Source organism: Planomonospora antibiotica (assembly GCF_014647955.1).
Classification (GTDB): Bacteria; Actinomycetota; Actinomycetes; order Streptosporangiales; family Streptosporangiaceae; genus Planomonospora; species Planomonospora parontospora.
In genome coordinates, this window is the sequence record NZ_BMQE01000039.1 from 1 (window position 1) to 21084 (window position 21084).

Here is a 21084-nt window from a genome sequence, read left to right on the forward strand (position 1 = left end):
CGTCCGCCTGTGGAGACGGTGTGAGACCTCAACGGGAGTCCTCCCGGACGGGGCGGTCGTCAGTGAAGCAGGAACCCCAGCGGGCGACCGCTGGAATCCCCCGCCTTTAGGTGGGGGAGGAAGTCAACACCGTGATGCAGGTCCAGGGCACGATGGTCCGCAATGCCGGCGAGGTGGTGCAGCGTCCCCTTACCGACCTCGGAAATCTGGGATACGTCCTGCTGATCGCGGGTGGCGCGGTCGTCGCCGTCCGCCGCCGGTGGCCGCCGCCGGTGGCCGGCGCCGGTGTTCGTCACCGCCGCGCTCACCAGCCTGGTGTACTACACCCTTGACTTCCCGGACGGGCCCGGCTGGCTCGGGCTCTTCGTCGCCCTCTACACCCTTGCCGCCTACGGTGACGGGCGCCGGTCGCTGGTGATCGCCGGCGCGGGCACCTCGGTGCTCGCCGTCGGCTGGCTGATCGCCGCGACCGGCATCGAACCACGCGCCGCCATCGGCTGGGTGTACTTCCGGATCGGTGTGTCGGTCATGAGCGCGGCCCTCGGCGAGTCCGTCCGGTCCCGGCAGGTCGTCGCGGCCGAAGCCCGGGAACGCGCCGAGTCGGCCGAGCGGACGCGCGAGGAGGAGGCGCGGGCGCGGGTGGACGCCGAACGGCTCCGGATCGCCCGTGAGGTCCACGACACCGTCGCGCACGCCATAGCGATCATCAACGTCCAGTCCGGTGTCACCGCGCACGTCCTTGACAAGCGGCCGGAAATGGCGCGTGAAGCGCTGCGCGTCATCGAGCAGACCAGTTCCCGGGCGCTGCAGGAGATGCGGGCCGTCCTCGGGGTGCTCCGTGACGGCGACGGTGACGACGAGGGGCGGGTGCCGTACCCCGGGCTGGGGCAGATCGGCGAACTGGCCGCCGAGGCACGGGCGGCGGGACTCGATGTCGAACTCGAGGAGACCTCGCCCGCGGCGCCGTTGCCCAGCGCGGTGGGAGGCGCCGTCTACCGGATCGTTCAGGAATCGATCACCAACGTGGTCCGTCACGTCGGCCCCACCCGGGTGACGATAGCGCTGAACCCCGGGATCGAGGCACTGGAGGTCCGCGTGACCGATGAGGGCCGCCGTGCCGCCCCGGATCACGACTCCGCGGATCCGCGCCTGTCCGCCAGGGGTCCGAGCGGTACGGGCGGCTCGGCCGGGCCCGGCCGCGGGATCGTCGGCATGCGCGAGCGTTGTCGACTGCTGGGCGGAGAGGTCGACGCCGGGCCGATGCCGGGCGGCGGTTTCGAAGTCAGGGCACGGCTGCCCACCGCGCCGACCGGGTCGCGCCGGTGAACGCGCCGGCCGCCTCACCGCTGACCGGGGCTTCCATCAAGGTGCTGGTCGCCGACGACGAGGGCCTCGTGCGATCCGGGTTCAAGGTCCTGCTCGACCTCGAGGACGACATCACTGTGGTGGGGGAGGCCGCCAACGGCGCCGAAGCCGTCGAGCGGGCCCGCGCCACCCGTCCCGACGTCGTCCTCATGGACATCCGCATGCCCAAGGTGGACGGAATCCAGGCCACCGCCCGGATCGCCGGAACGCGCGGGTTGGAGCAGGTCCGAGTCCTCATCCTCACCACCTACGACACGGAGGAGTACGTCTTCGACGCCTTGCAGGCCGGTGCCAGCGGCTTCCTGCTCAAAGACGCCGGGCCGGCCGAGCTCCTGCACGCCGTACGGGTGGTCGCCGCCGGAGAAGCGCTGCTCGCACCGCGGATCACCCGGCGCCTCATCGGCCGGTTCACCGCGCGGCGAACGGCCGCCCGGGCCGGGGAGGAGCGGCTCGCGGTGCTGACCGGCCGCGAGCGCGAAGTGCTGGCTCTGGTGGGGCGGGGCCTGAGCAACCATGAGATCGGTGCCGAGTTGTCTCTCAGCCCGGCCACAGCGCGCACCCATGTCAGCCGGGCGATGGCGAAGCTGGGTGCGCGCGACCGTGCGCAGCTGGTCGTCATCGCCTACCGGACGGGGCTGGTCGACCCTGCGAGTTGAGCTGTCGGCGCAGGTGCTCGGGGGTCCGAGCTGCCGGAGGGGCAGGAGTCGCACCTGTTGCGGATCGACGTCACCGGAGTGGTCCGCAGGTTCGTGGACGCGGACGGGGAGCACCTGGTCATCCAGATGTGGCGTGAGGGCCGGGGCTTCCACGAGGTCCGGCGCCGCCAAACAATAATCTACATAGTAAAGGCGGTGGGTTGTTTCATGAAACAACCCACCGCCTGAAAACCCAGCTGCAAAAGGGAAAGCGCCCTCTCGGCCGACCTGGTCTCAGGGGTCGGGGCGGACCGCCGCCGCGGTGTCCCCGGCGTCGCGGGGCGCACGGGGGCGCAGGGCGCCGGCGGAGGCCGCCATGAACGCCGCCAGGACGGCGGGGATGGCCAGAGCGGTGGGCAGGTCGGTGAGCTCTGAGACGCCGCCGATGATGGCGGGCCCGGCGACGAGCCCGGTGTAGCCGACGGTGGCGACCTGGGCGATCGCCTGCCCGGCCCGGGCGGGGTCGTGGTTGCCGGCGGCGGAGAAGACCTGGGGGACGATGGTGGCCAGGCCGAGGCCGAACAGGGCGAAGCCGACGATGGCGACCGGGACGCTGCCGATGAGCAGGGCGGCGCCGAGACCGAGCGCGGCGATGACGCCGGAGACGCGGACGAGGCGGACGGGGCCGTGCTTCAGGGCGAGGTGGTCCCCGGCGAAGCGGCCGACGGTCATGGCGACGGAGAAGACGGCGAAGCCGAGGGCGGCGACGGTCTCGGAGGCGTGGAGGTCCTCGAAGAGGTAGACGGAGGTCCAGTCGACGGCGGCGCCCTCTCCGACGAGTCCGGCGAAGGCGACGACTCCCATGAGGACGATCCAGCCGGTCCAGCGGGCGGGTCCTGCGCGGTCCTGCGTCTGCCGGGCGGAGGGGCGGCGGTCGGCGGGCAGGAGGTGGCGGCCGGCGTACAGGGAGATGAGCGCGAGGGGGATGCCGGTGGCGGCGAGGGTGGCGCCCGCGCCGAGGCCGAGGAGGGCGAAGAGCCCGCCGATGCCCGCGCCGAGGAGTCCGCCGATGCTGAACATGCCGTGGAAGGAGGACATGATCGGGCGGCCGTAGGCGCGTTCGACCTCGACGCCGTGGGCGTTCATGGAGACGTCGAGGGAGGCGTTGACGAGGCCGTACAGGAAGAGGGAGGCGATGAGGGCGGGGAGGGTGGGGGCGTAGCCGGGGGGGATGATGGTGAGGGCGGTACCGATGGCGGCGGGGACGATGACGCGGGCGCTGCCGAAGTGGTCGGTGAGGCGTCCGGCGAAGCGCATGCCGACGACGAGGCCGACGGCGATGGCGAGCAGGCCGTAGCTGAGTTGTCCGTCGCTGAGTCCGAGGTCGGTTTTGACGGCGGGGATGCGGGCGGCCCAGGCGCCGGAGACGGTGCCGAGGACGATGAAGAAGTAGGAGACGGCGCGGCGGGCGTTGGCGGCCTGCCGGGGTGTGGTGCTCATTGGCCTCTCGGGTCGGTGTGTGGGCCTGGCGGGCTGGTCGTGTCCGGTTGTTCAGTGGACGGAGAAGCCCCCGTCGACGCAGAGGGCCTGGCCGGTGATGTAGGCGCCGGCGGGGCCGGCGAGGAGGACGGCGAGGCCGGCGAAGTCGGTGGGCAGGCCGTTGCGGCCGGTCATGGTGCGGTCGGCGAGGGCTTCGACACGGCCGGGGACGGCCTGGACGGCTTCGGTGAGGGGGGTGAGGACGAAGCCGGGGATGATCGTGTTGCTGGTGACGCCGTGGCGGGACCAGGCTTCGGCCTGGGAGCGGGTCAGGCCGGTGAGGGCGGCCTTGGCGATGCCGTAGGCGCCGCTGTCGCCGAAGGCGCGGATGGACTGCTGGGAGCCGATGTTGATGATGCGTCCCCAGCCGCGGGCGGCCATGCGGGGGCCGTAGTGCTGGCCGAGGAGGTAGGGGGCGGTGATGTTGACGGCCATGGTCTGCTCGTAGTCGTCGGTGGTGAGTTCGGCCATGGGGCGGCGGATGTTGTTGGCGGCGTCGTTGACGAGGATGTCGATGTCGCCGTGGTGGGTGGCGGCGTCGCGGCAGAGGCGGGTGAGGTCGGTGCGGTCGGCGAGGTCGGCGCTGAGGGCGGTGGCGTTGACGCCGTGGGCGCGCAGGCGGGCGACGGCGGTGGCGAGGGGTTCGGGGCGGCGGGCGACGATGACGAGGTCGGCGCCTGCGCGGCCGAGGGCTTCGGCGATGGCGTAGCCGATGCCGGAGCTGCCGCCGGTGACCAGGGCGGTTCTTCCGGTGAGGGAGAAGAGGGTGTCGAGGTAGCCGGGCATGAACAGAAAACCTATCATCCTACCTTTCTGGCGGGAGGGTCTTCTTCCTGGAGCGTGGCGGCGACGGCCTGGATGCGGTCCATGACGGAGCACAGGTCGTGCAGGGTCTGGGTGTCGAGGTGCACGAGCAGGCGCCGGAAGTCGTCGAGGCCCGCGTTGGAGATGTGCTCCATCAGGGAGTGGCCGGCCGGGGTGAGTTCGGCGCGGCGGACGCGGCGGTCGTGGGGGTCTTCGCGGCGGGCGGCGAGGCCGTGGCCGACGAGTCGGTCGACGAGGCCGGTGACGGTGCCGAGTCCGACTCCGAGGTGGTGGGCGAGCTCCTGGCCGGAGGCCGAGCCGCGGGCGGCCAGGAGCATGACGACCTTGAGCTGGCGCATGGTCAGGCTGGAGTCGAACAGGGGGGAGGACTGGCGGTTCTGGGCGAAGATGCGGCCCAGGTCGCGTTGTATGTCGCCGATCCGGCCGATCAGCCGGTCACGTTCGTCGTCCACGCTCACCCCTCGTTTCCTGAGAAGGTTATCAGGATCGTGAGACTCCGTTAAATATTCGTTCGAGGCGAAGTGTTAGTCTGGCGGCAACATTATTCTGACGTCCTCTAGGAGCCCCCTCTTATGACCGCCCTGGCCAGGTTGAGCCTCGCCAACCGCAGCCTCGTCATAATGATCGCGGTCGTGGTGAGCGCGTTCGGCGCCTTCGCGATCCCGTCGCTGAAACAGCAGCTGCTGCCCTCGCTCTCGTTCCCGGGGGCGTTCGTGGTGACCGCCTACCAGGGCGCCTCTCCCGAGATCGTCGAGGAGCAGGTGACCAAGCCGATCGAGGACAGCTTCCAGGGCATCGCGGGGGTCACCGAGGTGACCTCCACCTCCCGGGAGGGCCTGTCGCAGGTCCAGGTGGCGTTCGAGTACGGCACGGACATCGACGACGCGGTCGCCAAGATGCAGCAGTCGGTGGCCAGGATCGAGGCCGGGCTGCCGGAGGGGACCGACCCGCAGGTGATGACGGGCGGCACCGACGACATCCCGGTGCTGGTGCTGGCGGTGGGGGACGGCGGCGACGGCCGGGCGATGGCCGACAAGCTCGAGCGGATCATGGTTCCGGAGCTGCGGGGCATCGAGGGCGTGCGCGACGTGGCGGTGACCGGCGTGCGCGACGAGACCGTGGTGATCACTCCTGACCTCAAGAAGCTCGCGCTGCTCGGCCTGCAGCCGACCGCGGTCGCCGACGTGCTGCGGGCCAACGGCCAGCCGATCCCGGCGGGCGCCCTGACCGAGGGGAACAGGTCGCTGACCGTGCAGGTGGGCGACCGGATCGATTCTCTGAAGGAGCTGGAGGACCTCTATCTGACGCCGGCCGCTCCGGCGGCGCAGGTTCCGCAGGCCCAGCAGCAGGCGGCGCAGCAGGGCCGCCAGGTGCCCGGCACCGGGGGCCGGGCGGGGCAGGCCCGTCCCGCGGCGGCGCCGAAGGCGCCCAAGCCGGTCAGGCTCGCCGACGTGGCCGACATCGAGCGGGAGCCGGCGGCGGCCACGTCGCTGACGCGGACGAACGGTGAACCGAGTCTGGGCGTGTCGGTGACGATGGCGCCGGACGGCAACGCGGTGGCGATCTCCCACGAGGTGGAGAAGCGGATCCCGGAGATCGTCCGGGCGATCGGCGACACCGCGGAGGTGACGGTCATCTTCGACCAGGCGCCGTACGTGGAGCGGTCGATCGAGGATCTGACGACCGAGGGCCTGCTGGGGCTGGCGTTCGCGGTGCTGGTGATCCTGGTGTTCCTGCTGTCGGTGCGTTCCACGCTGGTGACGGCGGTGTCGATCCCGCTGTCGGTGGTGATCGCGCTGATCGCGCTGTGGCTGGGCGACTACTCGCTGAACATGCTGACGCTGGGCGCGCTGACCATCGCGGTGGGCCGCGTGGTGGACGACTCGATCGTGGTGCTGGAGAACATCAAGCGGCATCTGGAGTACGGCGAGGCCAAGCGCGACGCGGTGCTGGCGGGTGTGCGCGAGGTGAGCGGCGCGGTGACGGCCTCGACGCTGACGACGGTGGCGGTGTTCGCGCCGATCGCGGTGGTCGGCGGCATGGTGGGGCAGCTGTTCGCGCCGTTCGCGATCACGGTGACGGTGGCGTTGCTGGCGTCGCTGCTGGTGTCGCTGACGGTGATCCCGGTGCTGGCGTACTGGTTCCTGAAGGCTCCGGTGCTGGGCGCGGAGGAGGCGCGGGCGGTCCGGGAGGAGGCCGAGGCCAAGGAGCTGCGCAGCCCGCTGCAGCGGGCGTACCTGCCGGTGCTGCGGTTCGCGACGCGGCGGCGGCTGGTGACGGTCCTGGTGGGCGTGGTGGTCTTCGTGGCGACGATGGGCCTGGCGGGGCGGCTGGAGACGAACTTCCTGGACTCCTCCGGGCAGGACACGGTCTCGATCAGCCAGAAGATGCCGGTGGGCACGGATCTGGCGACCACGGACGCGGCGGCCAGGAAGGTCGAGGAGGTGCTCGCCGGCCTGGAGGATCAGGGTGTGCAGTCCTACCAGGTGAACGTGGGTTCCGGTGGCGGGTTCATGCGGGCGATGGGCGGCGGCGGTGACAGCGCGTCGTACTCGGTGACGGTGGCCGAGGGCACGGACACGCCGGCGCTGGAGGAGACGCTGCGTGAGCGGCTGAAGGGCCTGTCGGGCGTCGGTGAGATCACCGTGGGCGGCGGACAGGGCGGCGGCATGGGCGGTTCGGCCAACCAGGTCCAGGTCATCGTGCAGGCGCCGGACATCGAGACGCTGGAGGCGGCCGCGGAGAGGGTGCGCGGGGCGATGGCCCCTCTGGAGGGGCTGCGGGACGTGTCGTCCAACCTGGCGGCCAGCGCGGAGCGGGTCGAGGTCCGGGTGGACCGGGAGAAGGCGGCGGCCAGGGGCCTGACGGAGTCGTCGGTCGGCCAGTTGCTGGCGCAGCGGTTCCGCGGTGCTCCGCTGGGCCAGGTCACGCTGGACGGGCGGGCGGAGGATCTGATCCTGCGCACCGGTGAGGCGCCCGAGGACGTCGAGGCGATCCGGAAGCTGGAGCTGCCGACGGCCGCGGGGATGGTGGAGCTGTCGGATGTGGCCGCGGTGGAGAAGGTCGAAGGCCCTCCGCAGGTGACCCGGATCGACGGCGAGCGCAGCGCGACGGTGTCGGGTACGGCGACCGCCAGTGACCTGGGCGGTGTGACGGCGTCGCTGACGACGCGGCTGGAGGGGCTGTCGCTGCCGGAGGGGGCCTCGTACGAGATCGGCGGGGTGAGCGCGGACCAGGAGGAGGCGTTCGGTCAGCTGGGGCTGGCGATGCTGGCGGCGATCGCGATCGTCTTCATGATCATGGTGGCGACGTTCCGGAGTTTCGTGCAGCCGCTGATCCTGCTGGTGTCGGTGCCGTTCGCGGCGACGGGTGCGATCGGGCTGCTGCTGGCCACGGGCACTCCGCTGGGGGTGCCGGCGTTGATCGGCATGCTGATGCTGATCGGCATCGTGGTGACGAACGCGATCGTGCTGATCGATCTGATCAACCAGTACCGGGAGCAGGGGATGGGGATCGTGGAGGCGGTGATCGAGGGGGGTCGCAGGCGTCTGCGGCCGATCCTGATGACCGCGGTGGCGACGATCTTCGCGCTGGTGCCGATGGCGCTGGGGCTGACCGGGTCGGGCGGGTTCATCTCCCAGCCGCTGGCGATCGTGGTGATCGGCGGGTTGCTGTCGTCGACGCTGCTGACGCTGGTGCTGGTGCCGACGCTGTACGTGATGCTGGAGCGGACCAAGGAGCGGCTGCGCCGGGGGCCGGGGAAGGCCGCGCGGGAGGGGGCCGAGGTGAAGGTGTACGACGCCGACGAGCTGGCGGCTTCGCGCTAGCGGTCCGGGCCGGTCGCCGTGCGGTGGTGCGCTGTGTCGCGCCCGCCGTACGGCGGCCGGTTTTTCGGCGGGTCCGGTGCTTGGCGGGCTGCGGTGGGCCGGCGGGGTGCCGGCGGGCGGGGGAGGACCCCGGGCGCGCGGTGCGCGCGGGCGCCGATAAGCTGAGGCAACGTGACTGCCAAGCCGCGTATCCCCAATGTCCTGGCCACCCGCTACGCCTCGGCGGAGCTGGCCCGTCTGTGGTCTCCCGAGTACAAGGTGGTGGCCGAGCGCCGCCTGTGGCTGGCCGTGCTGGCCGCCCAGGCCGAGCTGGGCGTGGAGGTCGGCGCGGGGGTGGTGGCCGACTACGAGAAGGTGGTCGAGCGGGTCGACCTGGCGTCGATCGCGGAGCGGGAGCGCGTCACCCGCCATGACGTGAAGGCCCGCATCGAGGAGTTCAACGCGCTGGCCGGGCACGAGCACGTGCACAAGGGCATGACGTCGCGGGACCTGACGGAGAACGTCGAGCAGTTGCAGATCCGCGACAGCCTGGTGCTGGTGCGGGACCGGTGCGTGGCGCTGCTGGCGCGGCTGGCGGGTCTGGCCGCCGGGCATTCGCAGACGGTGATGGCGGGCCGTTCGCACAATGTGGCGGCGCAGTCGACGACGCTGGGCAAGCGGTTCGCGTCGGCGGCCGACGAGCTGCTGGTGGCGTTCGCGCGGCTGGAGGAGCTGATCGCCCGCTACCCGCTGCGCGGGATCAAGGGCCCGGTGGGCACGGCGCAGGACATGCTGGACCTGCTGGGCGGGGACCGGTCCCGGCTGGCGGAGCTGGAGGACCGGATCGCGGCGCATCTGGGGTTCGCCCACCGGTTCACCAGTGTGGGGCAGGTGTACCCGCGGTCGCTGGACTACGAGGTGGTGACGGCGCTGGTGCAGCTGGCGGCGGCGCCGTCGTCGCTGGCGAAGACGATCCGGTTGATGGCCGGGCACGAGCTGGTGACCGAGGGGTTCGCCGAGGGGCAGGTCGGGTCGTCGGCGATGCCGCACAAGATGAACACCCGCTCGTGCGAGCGGGTGAACGGGCTGGCGGTGGTGCTGCGCGGGTACGCGTCGATGGCGTCGGAGCTGGCCGGGGACCAGTGGAACGAGGGGGACGTGTCGTGTTCGGTGGTGCGCCGGGTGGCGTTGCCGGACGCGTTCTTCGCCTTCGACGGGCTGGTGGAGACGATGCTGACGGTGCTGGACGAGTTCGGGGCGTTCCCGGCGGTGGTGGCCGCGGAGTTGGACCGGTACCTGCCGTTCCTGGCGACGACGAAGATGCTGATGGCGGCGGTGCGGGCCGGGGTGGGCCGGGAGACGGCGCATGAGCTGATCAAGGAGCATGCGGTGGCGGCGGCGCTGGCGATGCGGGAGCGGGGGGCCGGTAACGAGTTGCTGGCGCGGCTGGCGGCCGATGAGCGGTTCCCGTTGGATGCGGCGGCGCTGGAGGCGCTGCTGGCCGACCGGGTCTCCTTCACGGGGGCGGCGGCCGAGCAGGTGGAGGCGGTCGTGGCGCGGGTGGGTGAGATCACCGCCCGGCATCCGCAGGCGGCCGGCTACGTTCCGGGCGCGATCCTGTAGCCGGTGGTGGAGTTGTTCACGGTCCCGGACGTGGTGGCCGCGTCCGGGGGCGACTGCATGGTGCTGTGGGCCGCGCAGGGGCTGCGGGGCGGGGTGCGGGCGTGGGCGCTGGACGGGGCGGTGGCGGTGGCCAGTCCGCAGTTGAACCGGCGTGACCGGTTGACGGTGCACGGTCCGGCGGTGGGGGCGGCGGAGCTGGTGCGGCGGGTGCTGCCCGGGTTGGGGCCGTCCTACCGGTTGCTGGGGGAGCGGTCGCTGGTGGCCGCGGTGGTGGAGCGGCTGCCGGGGGCGCGGCCGCCGGTGGGGTTCGAGTGGATGGACACCGCGATGGACACCGCGATGGACACCGCGATGGACACCGCGGCAGACGCGGGCGCGGCGGTCGCCGGGGGCGGGGCGGGTGGTGTGGACGGCTCTGGCGCGGTGTGGCTGCCGGCGGAGGCCGACGGTGAGGTGGCGGCGCTGCTGGCGGAGGCGTCGCCGTCGGCGTGGGCGGTGCCGGGGGTGGCGGGGATCCGCAGGTGGGCCGGGGTCCGGGAGCCCGGCGGGAGGCTGGTGGCGGTGGCCGCCGATGCGTGGTCGGCGCCGCAGGTCGGTTTCGTGGCGGGGGTGGGTACGGCGCCGGCCTGGCGGGGCCGGGGGCTGGGCGAGGCGGTGTGCCGGTTCGTCTTCGGCGAGCTGGCCGCCGGGCACGGCAGGGTGGCGCTGATGGTCGATACCGCCAACCGGGGCGCGATCCGCGTCTACGAGCGGTTGGGCATGCGGATCCGGCCGGTCGCCGCGGCGGAGCTGCCCGCGGTCTGCGGGGGGTGACGGGTTTCCCCCCGGCCTGGGGGCGGTGTGGAGGTGGTGGGGGGACGGGCCGCGGCCGCGCGGGGAAAACCGGGTGCGCGGGGAGGGCGGGCCGGGGCAGAGTGGACGGAATGATGTCCAGTTTCGTGCCTGGTTTGCAGCTGTCGCGTGACTTCTACACCGAGGTGGTGCGGCCCCTGGTCGCCGGGGTGCCGCACAGCGCCGCGCTGATCGGCGCGGGTTCGGAGGTGCTGGCGTTCGACACCGAGCGCTCGACCGGCCACGGCTGGGGGCCGCGGGTGGTGCTGTTCACGGCCGCCGGGGTCGCGCAGGAGGTGCGGGAGGCGGTCGGGCGGGGCCTGCCCGAGGTCTTCGCGGGCTATCCGACGGTGTTCGGGGGCGGTAGCGGTGTCGTGGTCGCCGATCCCGGTGAGTGGTTCTCCGGGCGGCTCGGGTTCGATCCGGGCCGGGGGGTGGGCGTCCTGGACTGGTTGTCGGCGCCGTGGCAGCGGCTGGCGGAGGTCACCAGCGGGGAGGTCTTCCACGACGGGCTGGGCGTGCTGGAGCCGGCGCGGGCCGCGCTGCGCTGGTATCCGGCTGATCTGTGGCGGTACGTACTGGCGGTGCAGTGGCGGCGCCTGGCGCAGGAGGAGTCGTTCCCGGGCCGGTGCGGGGAGGTGGGGGACGATCTGGGTTCGGCGGTGCTGACCGCCGGGCTGGCGCGCGAGGTGATGCGGCTGGCGCTGCTGATGCGCCGCCGCTATCCGCCGTACTCGAAATGGCTCGGCAGCGGGTTCGCCCGCCTGTCGGGGGCGGCCGAGCTCGGTGACGCGCTGTCGCGGGCGGTGGCGGCGCGGGAGTGGCGGGAGCGGGAGCGTCATCTGCGCCGCGCGTGCGAGCGGGTGGCGGCGCTGCACAACCGGGTGGGGCTGGCCGAGCCGCTGGAGGCGGCGGTGCGGGGTTCCTCCGGCGGGCCCTTCCAGGTGATCGGCGCCGGGCGGTTCGCCGACGCGCTGGTGGCGGCGGTCACCGACCCGGTGGTGGCGGCGCTGCCGCCGGCCGGGTCGGTGGACCAGTTCGCCGGCTCCGCCGACGTGCTGACGTGCCCGGATCGCTGCCGCGCCGTCACACGGACCGTGCTGGGTCTTTGACGGGCGCCCTGGGGCGGGCCGACAGGGCCCTCAGGCGGCGGTGGCCGGGGCGGCGGTGGACAGGCGGGCGGACATGCGCCGTTCGAACCACAGGGAGGTGAACGGCGGCACCGCGCACGCCAGGCCGAGTGCGATCGTGCCGGTGCTCCAGCGGGCCGCGCGGGCGGCGGCGAGTGCTCCGAGGACGTACAGCACGAACAGGGCGCCGTGGACCGGGCCGAAGATCTTCACACCGAGGTCGCCGGTGGCGGCGATGTACTTGAAGTACATGCCGGCGAGCAGGCCCGCCCATGAGCACGCCTCGGCGATCGCGACGTAGCGGAACAGACGCAGAGCTGCGGGCGCGGCGGGGATGCTGGACACGGCGGGGCACCTTCCTTCGGAACCGGGAACGGCCTTCAGCCTAGGGGGCCGGGACCGTGCTCCCCGCCGGGAGGGCGGCGGGCCCGGCGGGTAGGGTGTCGTGCGGCGTGCGCGCCGTCGCTCCCGGCGGTGCGGGCGGCCCGCCCGCCCGGCCGGTCGGTCTCCTTTCTTCCGGCCGGTGTCGCCGGGGCGGATCCGTCCGGTGCGTGCGGTGCGGGCCGGTTGGCGCGATTGGACCCTCCTCGCGGGGGAGGGGCCATGCTGGGGACGTGAACGAGGATCGGGAAGAGGATCTGCTGCCGATCGGGCGGTTCGCCCGGTTGTGTCGCCTCAGCGTCAAGCAGTTGCGCCACTACGCCGAGCTGGGCCTGCTGCCGCCGGCGTGGGTGGATCCGGGCACCGGCTACCGCTACTACCGGGCCGGGCAGGCTCGCGAGGCGCTGTCGATCGGGTTGCTGCGCTCGCTGGACGTGCCGCTGGCCGCCATCGGGGAGGTGCTGTCGGGTGCCGACCCCCACCGGGCGCTGGGCCGGGTCCGTGACGGACTGGAGGCGGAGCTGGCGCGGCGGCGCCGTACCCTGGCGACGCTGGAGCGGGTGCTGGGCACGGGCCTGCCCGCGCTGCCGGTGGAGGTGGTGGCCGAGCCCGCCCGCAGGGTCGCGCTGGCCCGGGAGATGGCCGCCTCGACCGAGGACATCGGCCGGGCCGTCGCGGTGTGCGTGGCCCGGCTGGGCGTCCCCGCACCGGACGGCGACGGTCCGGCCGGGCTGGTCGGGTTGTTCCCCGTGGAGCTGGAGGGCCCTCTGCCGGTGGCGATGGCCGCGCTGCTGGATCCCGGAGGCCCCGGCGGGGGCGGCCACCGCCCGCGGCCCGGGACGGAGTTGGACCTGCTGCCCGGCGGGGCCTTCGCCCGCGTCGTCCACATCGGCCCCTATGACCAGTCGGCGCCGGCCTACCACTCGCTGCTGGCGTGGTGCGCCGAGCGGGGGCATCCGGTGCGGGGCCCTGTCCGCGAGGTCTACCTGTCCGATCCGGCCGTCACCGTGCCGGATCGGCTGGTCACCCATCTGATGGTCCGGTTGGAGGATCTGGAGTGACCGGGACGGAGCGGTGCCGGGCGGCGCGGCTGCCGTCGGCGCTGGACGGGGTCCAGCCGTCGGGGGCGGTGACGTGGCCGGCGAAGCACACCGAGCCTGTTCCTCCGGTCTTCGTCCAGCAGGCGAGGAGAAGCTGCGCGGCTGCGGCGGAGAAGCCCCGGCGCGCCGGCGCGGCGCTGGAGGCCGAGGCCGCCGACGCCGGCCGGGGGAGCGCCGCCTCTCAGTTGCCGCAGTCCTGCCTGTCGAGAGCCATGACCATCTGGTTGATCCTGCCGCCTGACAGGACGAAGATGTAGTCACCCTTCGGGTTGCGCGGAAGCGGAGCGTAGAAGACTCCGCTCGGGCTGCGGCGCACCTTCGGATAGGCCTGCTTCATCTGCTTCCTGGTGGAGCCGACTCCGATCCCCCGAGGGGTTCTGGCGCTCCGGGGTGCCTCAATGTAGGCCACGGCACGGAGTCTCTTGGAGATGCCCAGGGACGCGCGCGGGGGCGTCCTGAACCTCCAGGTCGAGCAGGTGCCCCTGCTGCTCACACGTCTGATCTTTCCTGTCGCCCGCGCCTTCTCGGCTCTCATCCCGAGTTTGATCCCGCGATAGCCGAACGGCCCGAACCTGCTCTTCGCGGCTGCGGCGGACTCGGCCGTGGTGACGGTGGCCGCGGCCGCGGCCGTGGTCACCGCCGCGTCGGCGGAGCCGCCGCTCAGAAGCATGCTCGCGGTCAGCGCGGCCGCCAGCAGCGGGTGGCCCGGCATCGGGGTCGAGTACCTCATCATGGTCCCCCTGGTGGTGATCGACGATCTGGTCTCACCCGGTGCGGTGATGCGTGCGCAGACTGTCACGTGATCGTGTTTCTGCAGGTTAATCGGTGGGCGCCCGCGAGATCGTGCACGTGGCCGGTGTGTCGCTCATGCTTCCCGTGACCGCAGTTCGCAGGATGCACCGGGTGCCGGTGCAGCCCGGCCGACCCGGACGTCGCACGGGCGGTGCCGGCCGTGCCTCGGGAGCGGTTCGACCCGGAGCAGCGGTCGCTGGTGCAGGGCAGGGTGTCCGGCCGTCCGGGCTTCCCGCGCGGGGCGCAGGTCAGGCGCCGTCGGGGCGCTGGGCGGGCCCGCGCAGCAGGGGGTGGGCGCGCATGGCCACCTCCAGCTCACCGGGCAGCTCGTCGCGGTAGCGGCCCAGCGTCGCCAGGTCGCTGTGGCCCAGCACCCGCCGCACCGCGTCCATGTCCACCGCGTCGGCCAGCAGGTGCGTGGCCGTGGTGTGCCGCAGGCCGTGCGGCGTCACCGAGCGCCGCCGGTCGGCCTCCACCCGCCGCTGCACCCGGTCGATCACCGCCTGCACGTCTCCCCGCGCCAGCCGGCGTCCCCGCCACGACAGCAGCAGCGCCTTGTCCGGCGAGCCGGCCCGGCCCCGCTCCAGATAGGCGTCCAGGACCCGCGCCACGTCGGCGGGCAGCGGCACGTCCCGGGTCCTGCCGCCCTTGCCGAAGATCCGCCAGTAGCGCACCCCGCCGTTGGTGTAGAAGTCCTCGACGTTGGCGCGGACCAGCTCCGACACCCGCGGGCCCAGCGTCGTCAGCAGCAGCACGATCAGCGCGTCCCGCAGCTCGGTGCGCTGGTCGCGGCGCCTGCGCCGCTCCCGGTCGGCATCCGGACCCGCGCCGGAGCCGGAGCCGGGATCGGGGTCCGCGCCGCCGCCCAGCCGCCGGGCCGCGCCGATCAGTCCCTGTGCCTGCTCGCGGGTGAGCGCCCGCCGCTCGGGGCGCAGCCCTCCGCGCTCCCTGGAGGTCACCGTCGCCGCCGCCATCGGGTTGATCTGCACCCAGCCGGCCAGTGCCGCGTGCTTGAACAGCGCCGAGACCGACCGCCGGAACCGCGCCTGCGACGACGCCGACTGCACGGCCCGCCCGGGAGCCGGGGCAGGAGCCCCGTCCGGCCGGGTGCGCCGCTCGTCGGGCTTGCGGGCGAACGCCAGCAGGACCGCGTCGACGTCCTCGCCGGTCAGGTCGTCCAGCACCCGGCCGGCGCCGGCCAGCCGCACGAAGGTGGCCACGTCCCGGGCGTAGACCTCCGCGGTGGCCGGGGACAGGGCGCCGGTCGAGGTCTTGGCCCGGATCAGCTCCACATAGCGATCGGCCGACTCCTGCACGGTGAGACGGTTCAGCTCCGCAGGCCGCATGGTTTCGGGGACGCCCTTTCTCGATCTTCCCGGATGCTACCGGCCGGCACCGACATCCGGCCGCCGGATCACCTCCCCGCCGGGCTGCGCTCCGGATACGGCGAGACGGGCCCGGCGGGGTCCGCGGCCCGGGCGACGGCGGCCGCGGCGAAGGCGGTGATGATCGGGTGCGGGCGGGTGCCGTCACCGGCCAGCTCGGGCTGGAAGAGCGTGGCCAGGAAGAACGGGTGGCCGGGCAGTTCCAGGATCCGCGGCGCCCCCGCCCCGTCGCGGCCGGAGAAGCGCAGCCCGCCGCCGGTCAGGGCCGGCAGGTAGCGGGCGTCGGGCCCGTAGTGGCAGGAGTAGCGCTCCATGGTCTGCTCGGCGCCGATGATCTGCTCGGCCAGGGAGCCGGGTGCCAGCCGTACCGCGTCCTCATGGCCGGCCAGGGAGCACTCCAGGGGCACCAGCAGCGGGTCGGCGGTGGCGGCGGGGTCGTTCTCGGCGTGCGATACGGCCAGGCCCAGGACGTGGCGGGCGTACTCCAGGAGAGCGTGCTGGAAGCCGCCGCAGGTGCCCAGGAACGGGACGGCGTGCTCGCGGGCGGTGCGGGCGGCCCGCAGCGCCCCGGCCTCGCTCCGGTACGGGCTGCCCGGCAGCATCCAGATCGCGTCGAAGCGCTCCAGATCGCCGGTGTCGGTGGTGGGGATCCAGTAGGCGTCCAGCGTCAGCCCGTCGCGCCCGCGCAGCGCCGACAGCAGGGCGGGGATACGGGCGTGGGCCTGGACATGGGGGGATCGGTCGCCGACCAGGGCGACGGTCGCGGTGGTCATGCGCCCATCCTGACCGGCCTCCCGCCTTAAGCGCCAACGATGATCCCTGCTGATGCGATAAGGGATACTGATGGGCCGTGGACCCCCATCTGCTGCGCACCTTCGTCGCCGTCGCGGACCTGCGCTCCTTCTCCGCGGCGGCCGAGCGGCTCGGCTACACCCAGTCGGCGGTCTCCCAGCAGATCGCCGCGCTGGAGGCCGACCTGGGAGTGGTACTGCTGGGGCGGCGGCCGGTGGCGCCCACCCCGGCCGGGCGGCGCCTGCTGGAGCACGCCGGTCCGCTGCTGCTGCGCCACCGGGCCGCCCGCGCCGACGTGCTGCGCGCCGCGGCGGGGCCGCCGCGGACGGTCGTCGTGGCCGCTTCGGCGCTGGCCTGCCCGCCCGCTCTCGCCCGAGCGCTGCGCGGGCCCCGGCTGGAGGTGACGGTGCGCACCGTCGACCGCCGCCGGGTCGCCGAGCAGGTCGCCTCGGGTGCGGCGGACCTGGGGCTCGTCGACGGGATCGCCGCGCCCAGCGACCCGCTGCGCCTGCCCGACGTCGGGCCGCTCACCGCCGTCGGCGTGGCGTCCGGGCCTTTGGCGGTGGTCGTGCCGTCCGGTCATCCGCTGCAAGGGCGCAGCGGCCTGGCGCTGGGCGACCTGGCGGGTGCGCTGTGGCTGCAGGCGCCGGCCGCGGTCACGGTGGAGCGGCTGCGCGAGCTGGCGGGCGAGCCGCCCGGCTCCGGCGGTTTCCGGGTGGCCTGCCGCTATGACGGGCACGACCTGCACACGGTGCTGAACCTGGTCGCAGCCGGGCACGGCCTGACCCTGCTGCCCGTCTCCGCGGCGGCCCGCCCGGCGCCCGGGGGGACGGCCGCGGTCCCGCTGAGCGCGCCGCGCGTGGTGCACCGGGTGGAGGTGCTGCACGGCGCGCTCGCCGGCGGCCGGGGCGACGGCGAGGACGCCGGGGACGCCGTGGCCGCCGGGGACGCCGTGGCCGCGCTGGTCGCTCAGCTGCGCCAGCCGCCGTCGTCCACGCCGCCGGGCACGCCGGCCTCCGGGTCGTAGGGGGTGCGGGTGAAGACGAACGTCGCCAGGTCCAGGTGGCGGACCGAGCCGTCTCCCCGGCGGACCGGGCGCAGCGTCTCCCCGGCGTAGTAGCCGTCCAGGCCGAGCCAGGTGCCGTCGGGCCGCGCGGTGAAGCGGGAGGCGCGGCCGGTGCCGCCGAGCGGCGTCAGCGACAGGTCGCGGCCGCCCAGCAGCCGCAGCGCGTAGGGGGCCGGTCCCCAGTACCAGGGGCCGGCCAGTTCCAGCAGGGCCGGATCGACCTCGGCGGGCGCCCACTCGGCCGGCAGCCGCGGCTCGCAGGCGTCCAGGATCGCCAGCAGGTCGGTCAGCAGGGTGCGGCCGGCCCCGGAGGTGGAGTTGGCGCAGAACAGCACACCGGTCCGGTCGGAGGGGTCGGCCCAGACGGTGGCCAGGAAGCCGGGCATGGAGCCGGTGTGCCCGGCCAGGCGGCGCCCGCCCGCCCTGGCCAGTTGCAGGCCCAGGCCGTACCCGCCGGTCCAGGCGTCGCCGTCGTCGACGGTCGCCGGTTCGCGCATCTCCGCCAGCGTCGGGGCGGCCAGTACGCCGCCGGTGTCGCCGGCCACGAACGCCGCCCACCGGGCCAGGTCGGCCGGGGTGGACCAGATCTGCCCCGCCGGGGCCATGGCGCCGGCGTCGTGCTCGGGCTCGGGCAGCAGCACGTCGGCCCACGGGTGGACGGCGTAGCCGCGCGCGTGCGGCGCGCGCGGCCGCGTCGTGGTGTCGCGCATGCCGAGCGGCTGGAGGATCTCCTCGCGTACGGCGGTGGCCCAGTCGGTGCCGCGGTGGCGGGCGACCAGCTCGCCCAGCAGGCCGAAGCCGACGTTGGAGTAGTGGTAGCGGCGGCCGGGCCGGTGCCGGGCCGCCTCGGGGCCGAGCAGGGCCAGCAGCTCGGTGAACGGCAGGCCGGGGGTCCGCTCCCACCACTGGCCGGGTGGTTCGGCGGTCAGGCCGGAGGTGTGCGACAGCAGCTGCGCGACGGTCACCTCGTCCACGGGGGTGCCGGGCAGGTGCTTGCCGATCGGGTCCGTCAGGTCCAGGCGGCCCTCGTCGCGCAGCCGCATCACCACGACGGCGACCATGCTCTTGGTGATCGACCCGATGCGGTACTGGGTGTCCGTGGTGGGCGCAGCGGGCGCAGCGGCCTCCTGCGCGCCGCCTGCCGCGCCGTCCCCGCCGGTCCCGTCGACGCGGCCGCGCGCGCCGAACCAGGCGATCTCCCCGCCGCGCACCACGGCCGCCGCCAGCGACGGCAGCCTCGACTCGGACTGCTCGGCCGCGATCCTGCGCAGCAGAGCGCGAGCCGTACCCTCCAGCACCGGTGACATCGACGGGGCTCCTCCCCTGTGAGACGACTGGGACCACTGACCGCCCACGTTAGCGCCGGGCCAGCCGCGACAGCATCGGCGGGAGGTCACCGGCGAAGAGCACGGTCAGCCGGCGGGTGGCGCGGGTGACGGCGACGTACAGGTCATGGCCGCCCCGGGGGGAGCCGGCCAGGATCTCGGCGGGCTCGACCACGATCACCGCGTCGAACTCCAGCCCTTTGGCGGTGGTGGCCGTCAGCACCGCGACGGGGCGGTCCAGCACGTCGGGCCCGGCGCCGTCCTGCGCGCCGGACTGCGGTCCCGCGGCCCGGGCCCGGGGTTCGACGCCGTTCCGGGCGCCCGCCTGCGCGGCGGAGGGCGCGGCCGGCTCCGGCAAGCCCGCGCGGGCGAGGACGGTGGCGACCTCGGCGTGCCGGGCGGCGGGCACGATGACCGCCAGCCGGCCCTCGCCGATCGCCTCCAGTTCCCGCTCTGCCAGGACCGGCAGCTCCCCGATGCCGGCGCGCACCGCGCGCGGCCGGTCGCCGCCCGCCCGCACCGACTCCGGTGGCCGCCGGTCCGGCGCGACCGCCGCCAGGACGTCGGCGGCGACCTCCATGATCTCCGCCGGGGTGCGGTAGTTGACCTGCAGCCGTTCCACCCGCCACCGGCCGGCGACGTAGGGGTCGAGGACCTCGCCCCAGGAGCGGGCCCCGGCGGCCGAGCCGGTCTGCGCCAGATCGCCGACGACCGTCAGGGAGCGGGCCGGGATGCGGCGCATCACCGTCCGCCAGGCCATCGCCGACAGCTCCTGGGCCTCGTCCACGATGACGTGCCCGTAGACCCACGTGCGGTCGGCGGCGGCCCGCTCGGCGGTGGTGACGTGCGGGCCGGCCGGGCGGTGGCGCTCGGCCAGCGCCGCGGCCTCCATCATCTCGTCGGCGGCCAGGCCGGTGAACTCCAGCACGCCCCGGGCGTAGGCCTCCTCCTTGCGCCGCGCCTCGGCGGCGGCCCGCTCGGCGGCCGGGCTCACCGAGTCGTCGACGCCCAGCAGTTCGGCGGCCTCGTCCAGCAGCGGGACGTCGCCGGTCGTCCACGGCGAGCCGGGCGGGCGCAGCAGGGCGCCGCGTTCGGCGGCCGACAGCCGCGGCGCGGCCCGCTCCAGCGCCTCCGGGTCGGACAGCAGGTCGCCGACCAGCCGCTCGGGGGTGAGGTCGGGCCACAGGGCGTCCAGCGCGGCGCGCACCTGGGGGCGGCTCCACAGCACCTTGCGGGCGTAGGCCAGGTCCTCGGCGTCGGCGGGGGCGTCCAGCCGGGCGGCCTCGTCGGCGGCCAGCGCCCGCAGCACGTCCAGCACGAACAGCCGGCGGGCGACGTTGTGCGGGCGGCCCGAGCGCCGGGCCCGGTCGCGGGCGGCCGCGCAGACGGCGCGGGAGGCGCGGAGGGTCATCTCCTCGACCACGACCTCGACGCCGCCGCGCAGGGAGGTCCGTACCGGGAAGGTGACCTCCAGGTCGCCGTCGGGCAGGCGCTGGCGGTCACCGATCGCGGCGGCGACGACGGCGGCCATGCGCAGGTCGCCCTTGACGACGGCGGCGGCGGGCGGGTCGTCGGCGGCGGTCCGCACTCCGGGGTGCAGCTCGCCCACGGTCGCCACCACCACGTCGGTCTCGCCGAGGGAGGGCAGCACCTGGCCGATGTAGCGGGAGAACAAGGTGGTGGGGCCGATGACGAGGATGCCGCGCCGCGACAGGACCTCGCGGTGGGTGTAGAGCAGGTAGGCGGCGCGGTGCAGCGCGGCGACGGTCTTGCCGGTGCCGGGGCCGCCCTCGACGACCAGCGCTCCGGCCAGGCCGGAGCGGATCACCCGGTCCTGCTCGGCCTGGATGGTCGCCACCACCTGGCTCATCCTGCCGGTACGGCCGCGCCGCAGCGCCGCCATGAGCGCGGCCTCGCCGACGAGGGTGCGCCGGTCGGGTTCGGTGAGGCGGTCTGGGTCGAAGACCTCGTCGTCGAGGCCGACCACGGTGCGCTCGCGGGTGTGCAGGTGGCGGCGGCGCACCAGCGGGCCGGGGTCGGCGGGCGTGGCGGTGTAGAAGGGGCGGGCGGCGGGGGCGCGCCAGTCGGTCAGGACGATCTCGCCGTCGGTGCCGCGCAGCCCGGTCCGGCCGATGTAGAGGGTCCGGCCCTCGGTGTCGTCGGTGCGGCCGAAGCACAGGCCGTGCTCCACGGCCGACAGCTGCGCCAGGCGGCGGGCGTGCTCGGCGGCGGAGACGTCGCGTTCGAGGCGGGCCTGGTGGGTGCCGCCGGCCGTGCCGCCGGCGTGGGCGGCGGCGAGCGCGGCGCGGGTCCGCTCGCGGACGGCGTCCAGGCGGTCGTAGAGGGCGGTGAGGCGGGTCTGCTCGGTCAGCAGGGCTTCGGCGAGGGCGGGGTCGGGTTGACGGGATCCCATCTCTTTGATAGACTCCTGTGTGATAGCCTACTTGCAGGGTGAAGACGATCGAGTATAGCGCTCTCGCCTTCTTCTC

At 74.2% G+C, this 21084-nt stretch carries 19 protein-coding genes; 9 read left to right on the forward strand and 10 right to left on the reverse strand.

From position 1 onward, the window contains the following. Positions 1-59 precede the first annotated feature (59 nt). Positions 60-308: a hypothetical protein gene (locus tag IEZ06_RS36700; RefSeq protein ID WP_229798769.1), complete on the reverse strand. Its 249-nt coding sequence runs from the start codon at positions 306-308 to the stop codon at positions 60-62. On the opposite strand from IEZ06_RS36700, the gene IEZ06_RS27085 reads away from it, so the two are divergent. Genes IEZ06_RS27085 through IEZ06_RS27095 form a run of 3 tightly spaced genes read left to right on the forward strand, consistent with a single transcriptional unit; the run spans position 286 to position 2249 of the window. Next, entirely contained in the window at positions 286-1326 is a 1041-nt protein-coding gene (locus tag IEZ06_RS27085; protein ID WP_203872262.1) for a sensor histidine kinase, read from the forward strand. The genes IEZ06_RS36700 and IEZ06_RS27085 overlap by 23 nt on opposite strands. Further along, positions 1323-2021, forward strand: a complete 699-nt coding sequence (locus tag IEZ06_RS27090; RefSeq protein WP_189239507.1) for a response regulator transcription factor — start codon at positions 1323-1325, stop codon at positions 2019-2021. Before IEZ06_RS27085 ends, IEZ06_RS27090 begins: the two co-directional genes overlap by 4 nt. Before the next feature lie 57 nt (positions 2022-2078). Further along, positions 2079-2249: a hypothetical protein gene (locus tag IEZ06_RS27095; RefSeq protein ID WP_189239508.1), complete on the forward strand. Its 171-nt coding sequence runs from the start codon at positions 2079-2081 to the stop codon at positions 2247-2249. A gap of 45 nt (positions 2250-2294) precedes the next feature. On the opposite strand, the gene IEZ06_RS27100 is transcribed toward IEZ06_RS27095, so the two are convergent. Genes IEZ06_RS27100 through IEZ06_RS27110 form a run of 3 tightly spaced genes read right to left on the reverse strand, consistent with a single transcriptional unit; the run spans position 2295 to position 4816 of the window. Then, a complete protein-coding gene (locus IEZ06_RS27100) occupies positions 2295-3500 on the reverse strand; it encodes an MFS transporter (RefSeq protein ID WP_189239509.1) in 1206 nt (401 codons plus the stop codon). A 51-nt stretch (positions 3501-3551) separates the two neighbouring features. Further along, complete coding sequence (locus tag IEZ06_RS27105) at positions 3552-4343, reverse strand: SDR family NAD(P)-dependent oxidoreductase (RefSeq protein ID WP_229798747.1); 792 nt, start codon at positions 4341-4343, stop codon at positions 3552-3554. Next, positions 4340-4816, reverse strand: coding sequence for a MarR family winged helix-turn-helix transcriptional regulator (locus IEZ06_RS27110; protein WP_229798749.1), 477 nt, complete (start codon positions 4814-4816; stop codon positions 4340-4342). The genes IEZ06_RS27105 and IEZ06_RS27110 overlap by 4 nt, the downstream gene beginning before the upstream one ends. Positions 4817-4936: 120 nt before the next feature. On the opposite strand from IEZ06_RS27110, the gene IEZ06_RS27115 reads away from it, so the two are divergent. The 4 genes from IEZ06_RS27115 (at position 4937) to IEZ06_RS27130 (ending at position 11736) form a co-directional block, all read left to right on the forward strand. Further along, positions 4937-8191, forward strand: coding sequence for an efflux RND transporter permease subunit (locus IEZ06_RS27115; protein ID WP_189239511.1), 3255 nt, complete (start codon positions 4937-4939; stop codon positions 8189-8191). Between the two features lie 171 nt (positions 8192-8362). Continuing rightward, on the forward strand, positions 8363-9793 hold the full coding sequence (purB, locus tag IEZ06_RS27120; protein WP_189239512.1) for an adenylosuccinate lyase: 1431 nt from the start codon (positions 8363-8365) through the stop codon (positions 9791-9793). 3 nt (positions 9794-9796) lie between these two features. Continuing rightward, on the forward strand, positions 9797-10606 hold the full coding sequence (locus tag IEZ06_RS27125; protein WP_189239513.1) for a GNAT family N-acetyltransferase: 810 nt from the start codon (positions 9797-9799) through the stop codon (positions 10604-10606). 125 nt (positions 10607-10731) lie between these two features. Next, positions 10732-11736 (forward strand): DUF4037 domain-containing protein, encoded by a 1005-nt coding sequence (locus IEZ06_RS27130; RefSeq protein WP_229798750.1) that lies wholly within the window; start codon positions 10732-10734, stop codon positions 11734-11736. 30 nt (positions 11737-11766) lie between these two features. Here the strand turns inward: IEZ06_RS27130 and IEZ06_RS36705 are convergent, their stop codons facing one another. Next, positions 11767-12099 (reverse strand): DUF3817 domain-containing protein, encoded by a 333-nt coding sequence (locus tag IEZ06_RS36705; RefSeq protein WP_229798752.1) that lies wholly within the window; start codon positions 12097-12099, stop codon positions 11767-11769. Positions 12100-12368: 269 nt separating this feature from the next. Here IEZ06_RS36705 and IEZ06_RS27140 point away from each other — a divergent pair, with 269 nt between their 5' ends. After that, entirely contained in the window at positions 12369-13196 is an 828-nt protein-coding gene (locus IEZ06_RS27140) for a MerR family transcriptional regulator (protein WP_189239514.1), read from the forward strand. 220 nt (positions 13197-13416) lie between these two features. On the opposite strand, the gene IEZ06_RS27145 is transcribed toward IEZ06_RS27140, so the two are convergent. The 3 genes from IEZ06_RS27145 to IEZ06_RS27155 all read right to left on the reverse strand — a co-directional run bounded on the left by IEZ06_RS27145 (position 13417) and on the right by IEZ06_RS27155 (position 16185). Next, positions 13417-14034 (reverse strand): hypothetical protein, encoded by a 618-nt coding sequence (locus IEZ06_RS27145; protein ID WP_189239515.1) that lies wholly within the window; start codon positions 14032-14034, stop codon positions 13417-13419. Between the two features lie 241 nt (positions 14035-14275). Next, entirely contained in the window at positions 14276-15343 is a 1068-nt protein-coding gene (locus tag IEZ06_RS27150) for a tyrosine-type recombinase/integrase (RefSeq protein ID WP_229798754.1), read from the reverse strand. A 98-nt stretch (positions 15344-15441) separates the two neighbouring features. Beyond that, positions 15442-16185, reverse strand: a complete 744-nt coding sequence (locus IEZ06_RS27155; protein WP_189239517.1) for a CTP synthase C-terminal region-related (seleno)protein — start codon at positions 16183-16185, stop codon at positions 15442-15444. A 77-nt stretch (positions 16186-16262) separates the two neighbouring features. Here IEZ06_RS27155 and IEZ06_RS37325 point away from each other — a divergent pair, with 77 nt between their 5' ends. After that, positions 16263-17231 carry a LysR family transcriptional regulator gene (locus IEZ06_RS37325; RefSeq protein ID WP_189239518.1) on the forward strand — a complete coding sequence of 323 codons (969 nt, stop codon included), beginning with the start codon at positions 16263-16265 and terminating at the stop codon, positions 17229-17231. Here the strand turns inward: IEZ06_RS37325 and IEZ06_RS27165 are convergent. Together IEZ06_RS27165 and IEZ06_RS27170 are read right to left on the reverse strand one after the other, a co-directional pair. After that, complete coding sequence (locus IEZ06_RS27165) at positions 17174-18577, reverse strand: serine hydrolase domain-containing protein (protein ID WP_189239519.1); 1404 nt, start codon at positions 18575-18577, stop codon at positions 17174-17176. The genes IEZ06_RS37325 and IEZ06_RS27165 overlap by 58 nt on opposite strands. A gap of 49 nt (positions 18578-18626) precedes the next feature. Continuing rightward, positions 18627-21008 (reverse strand): HelD family protein, encoded by a 2382-nt coding sequence (locus tag IEZ06_RS27170; protein WP_189239520.1) that lies wholly within the window; start codon positions 21006-21008, stop codon positions 18627-18629. Positions 21009-21084: the final 76 nt, after the last annotated feature.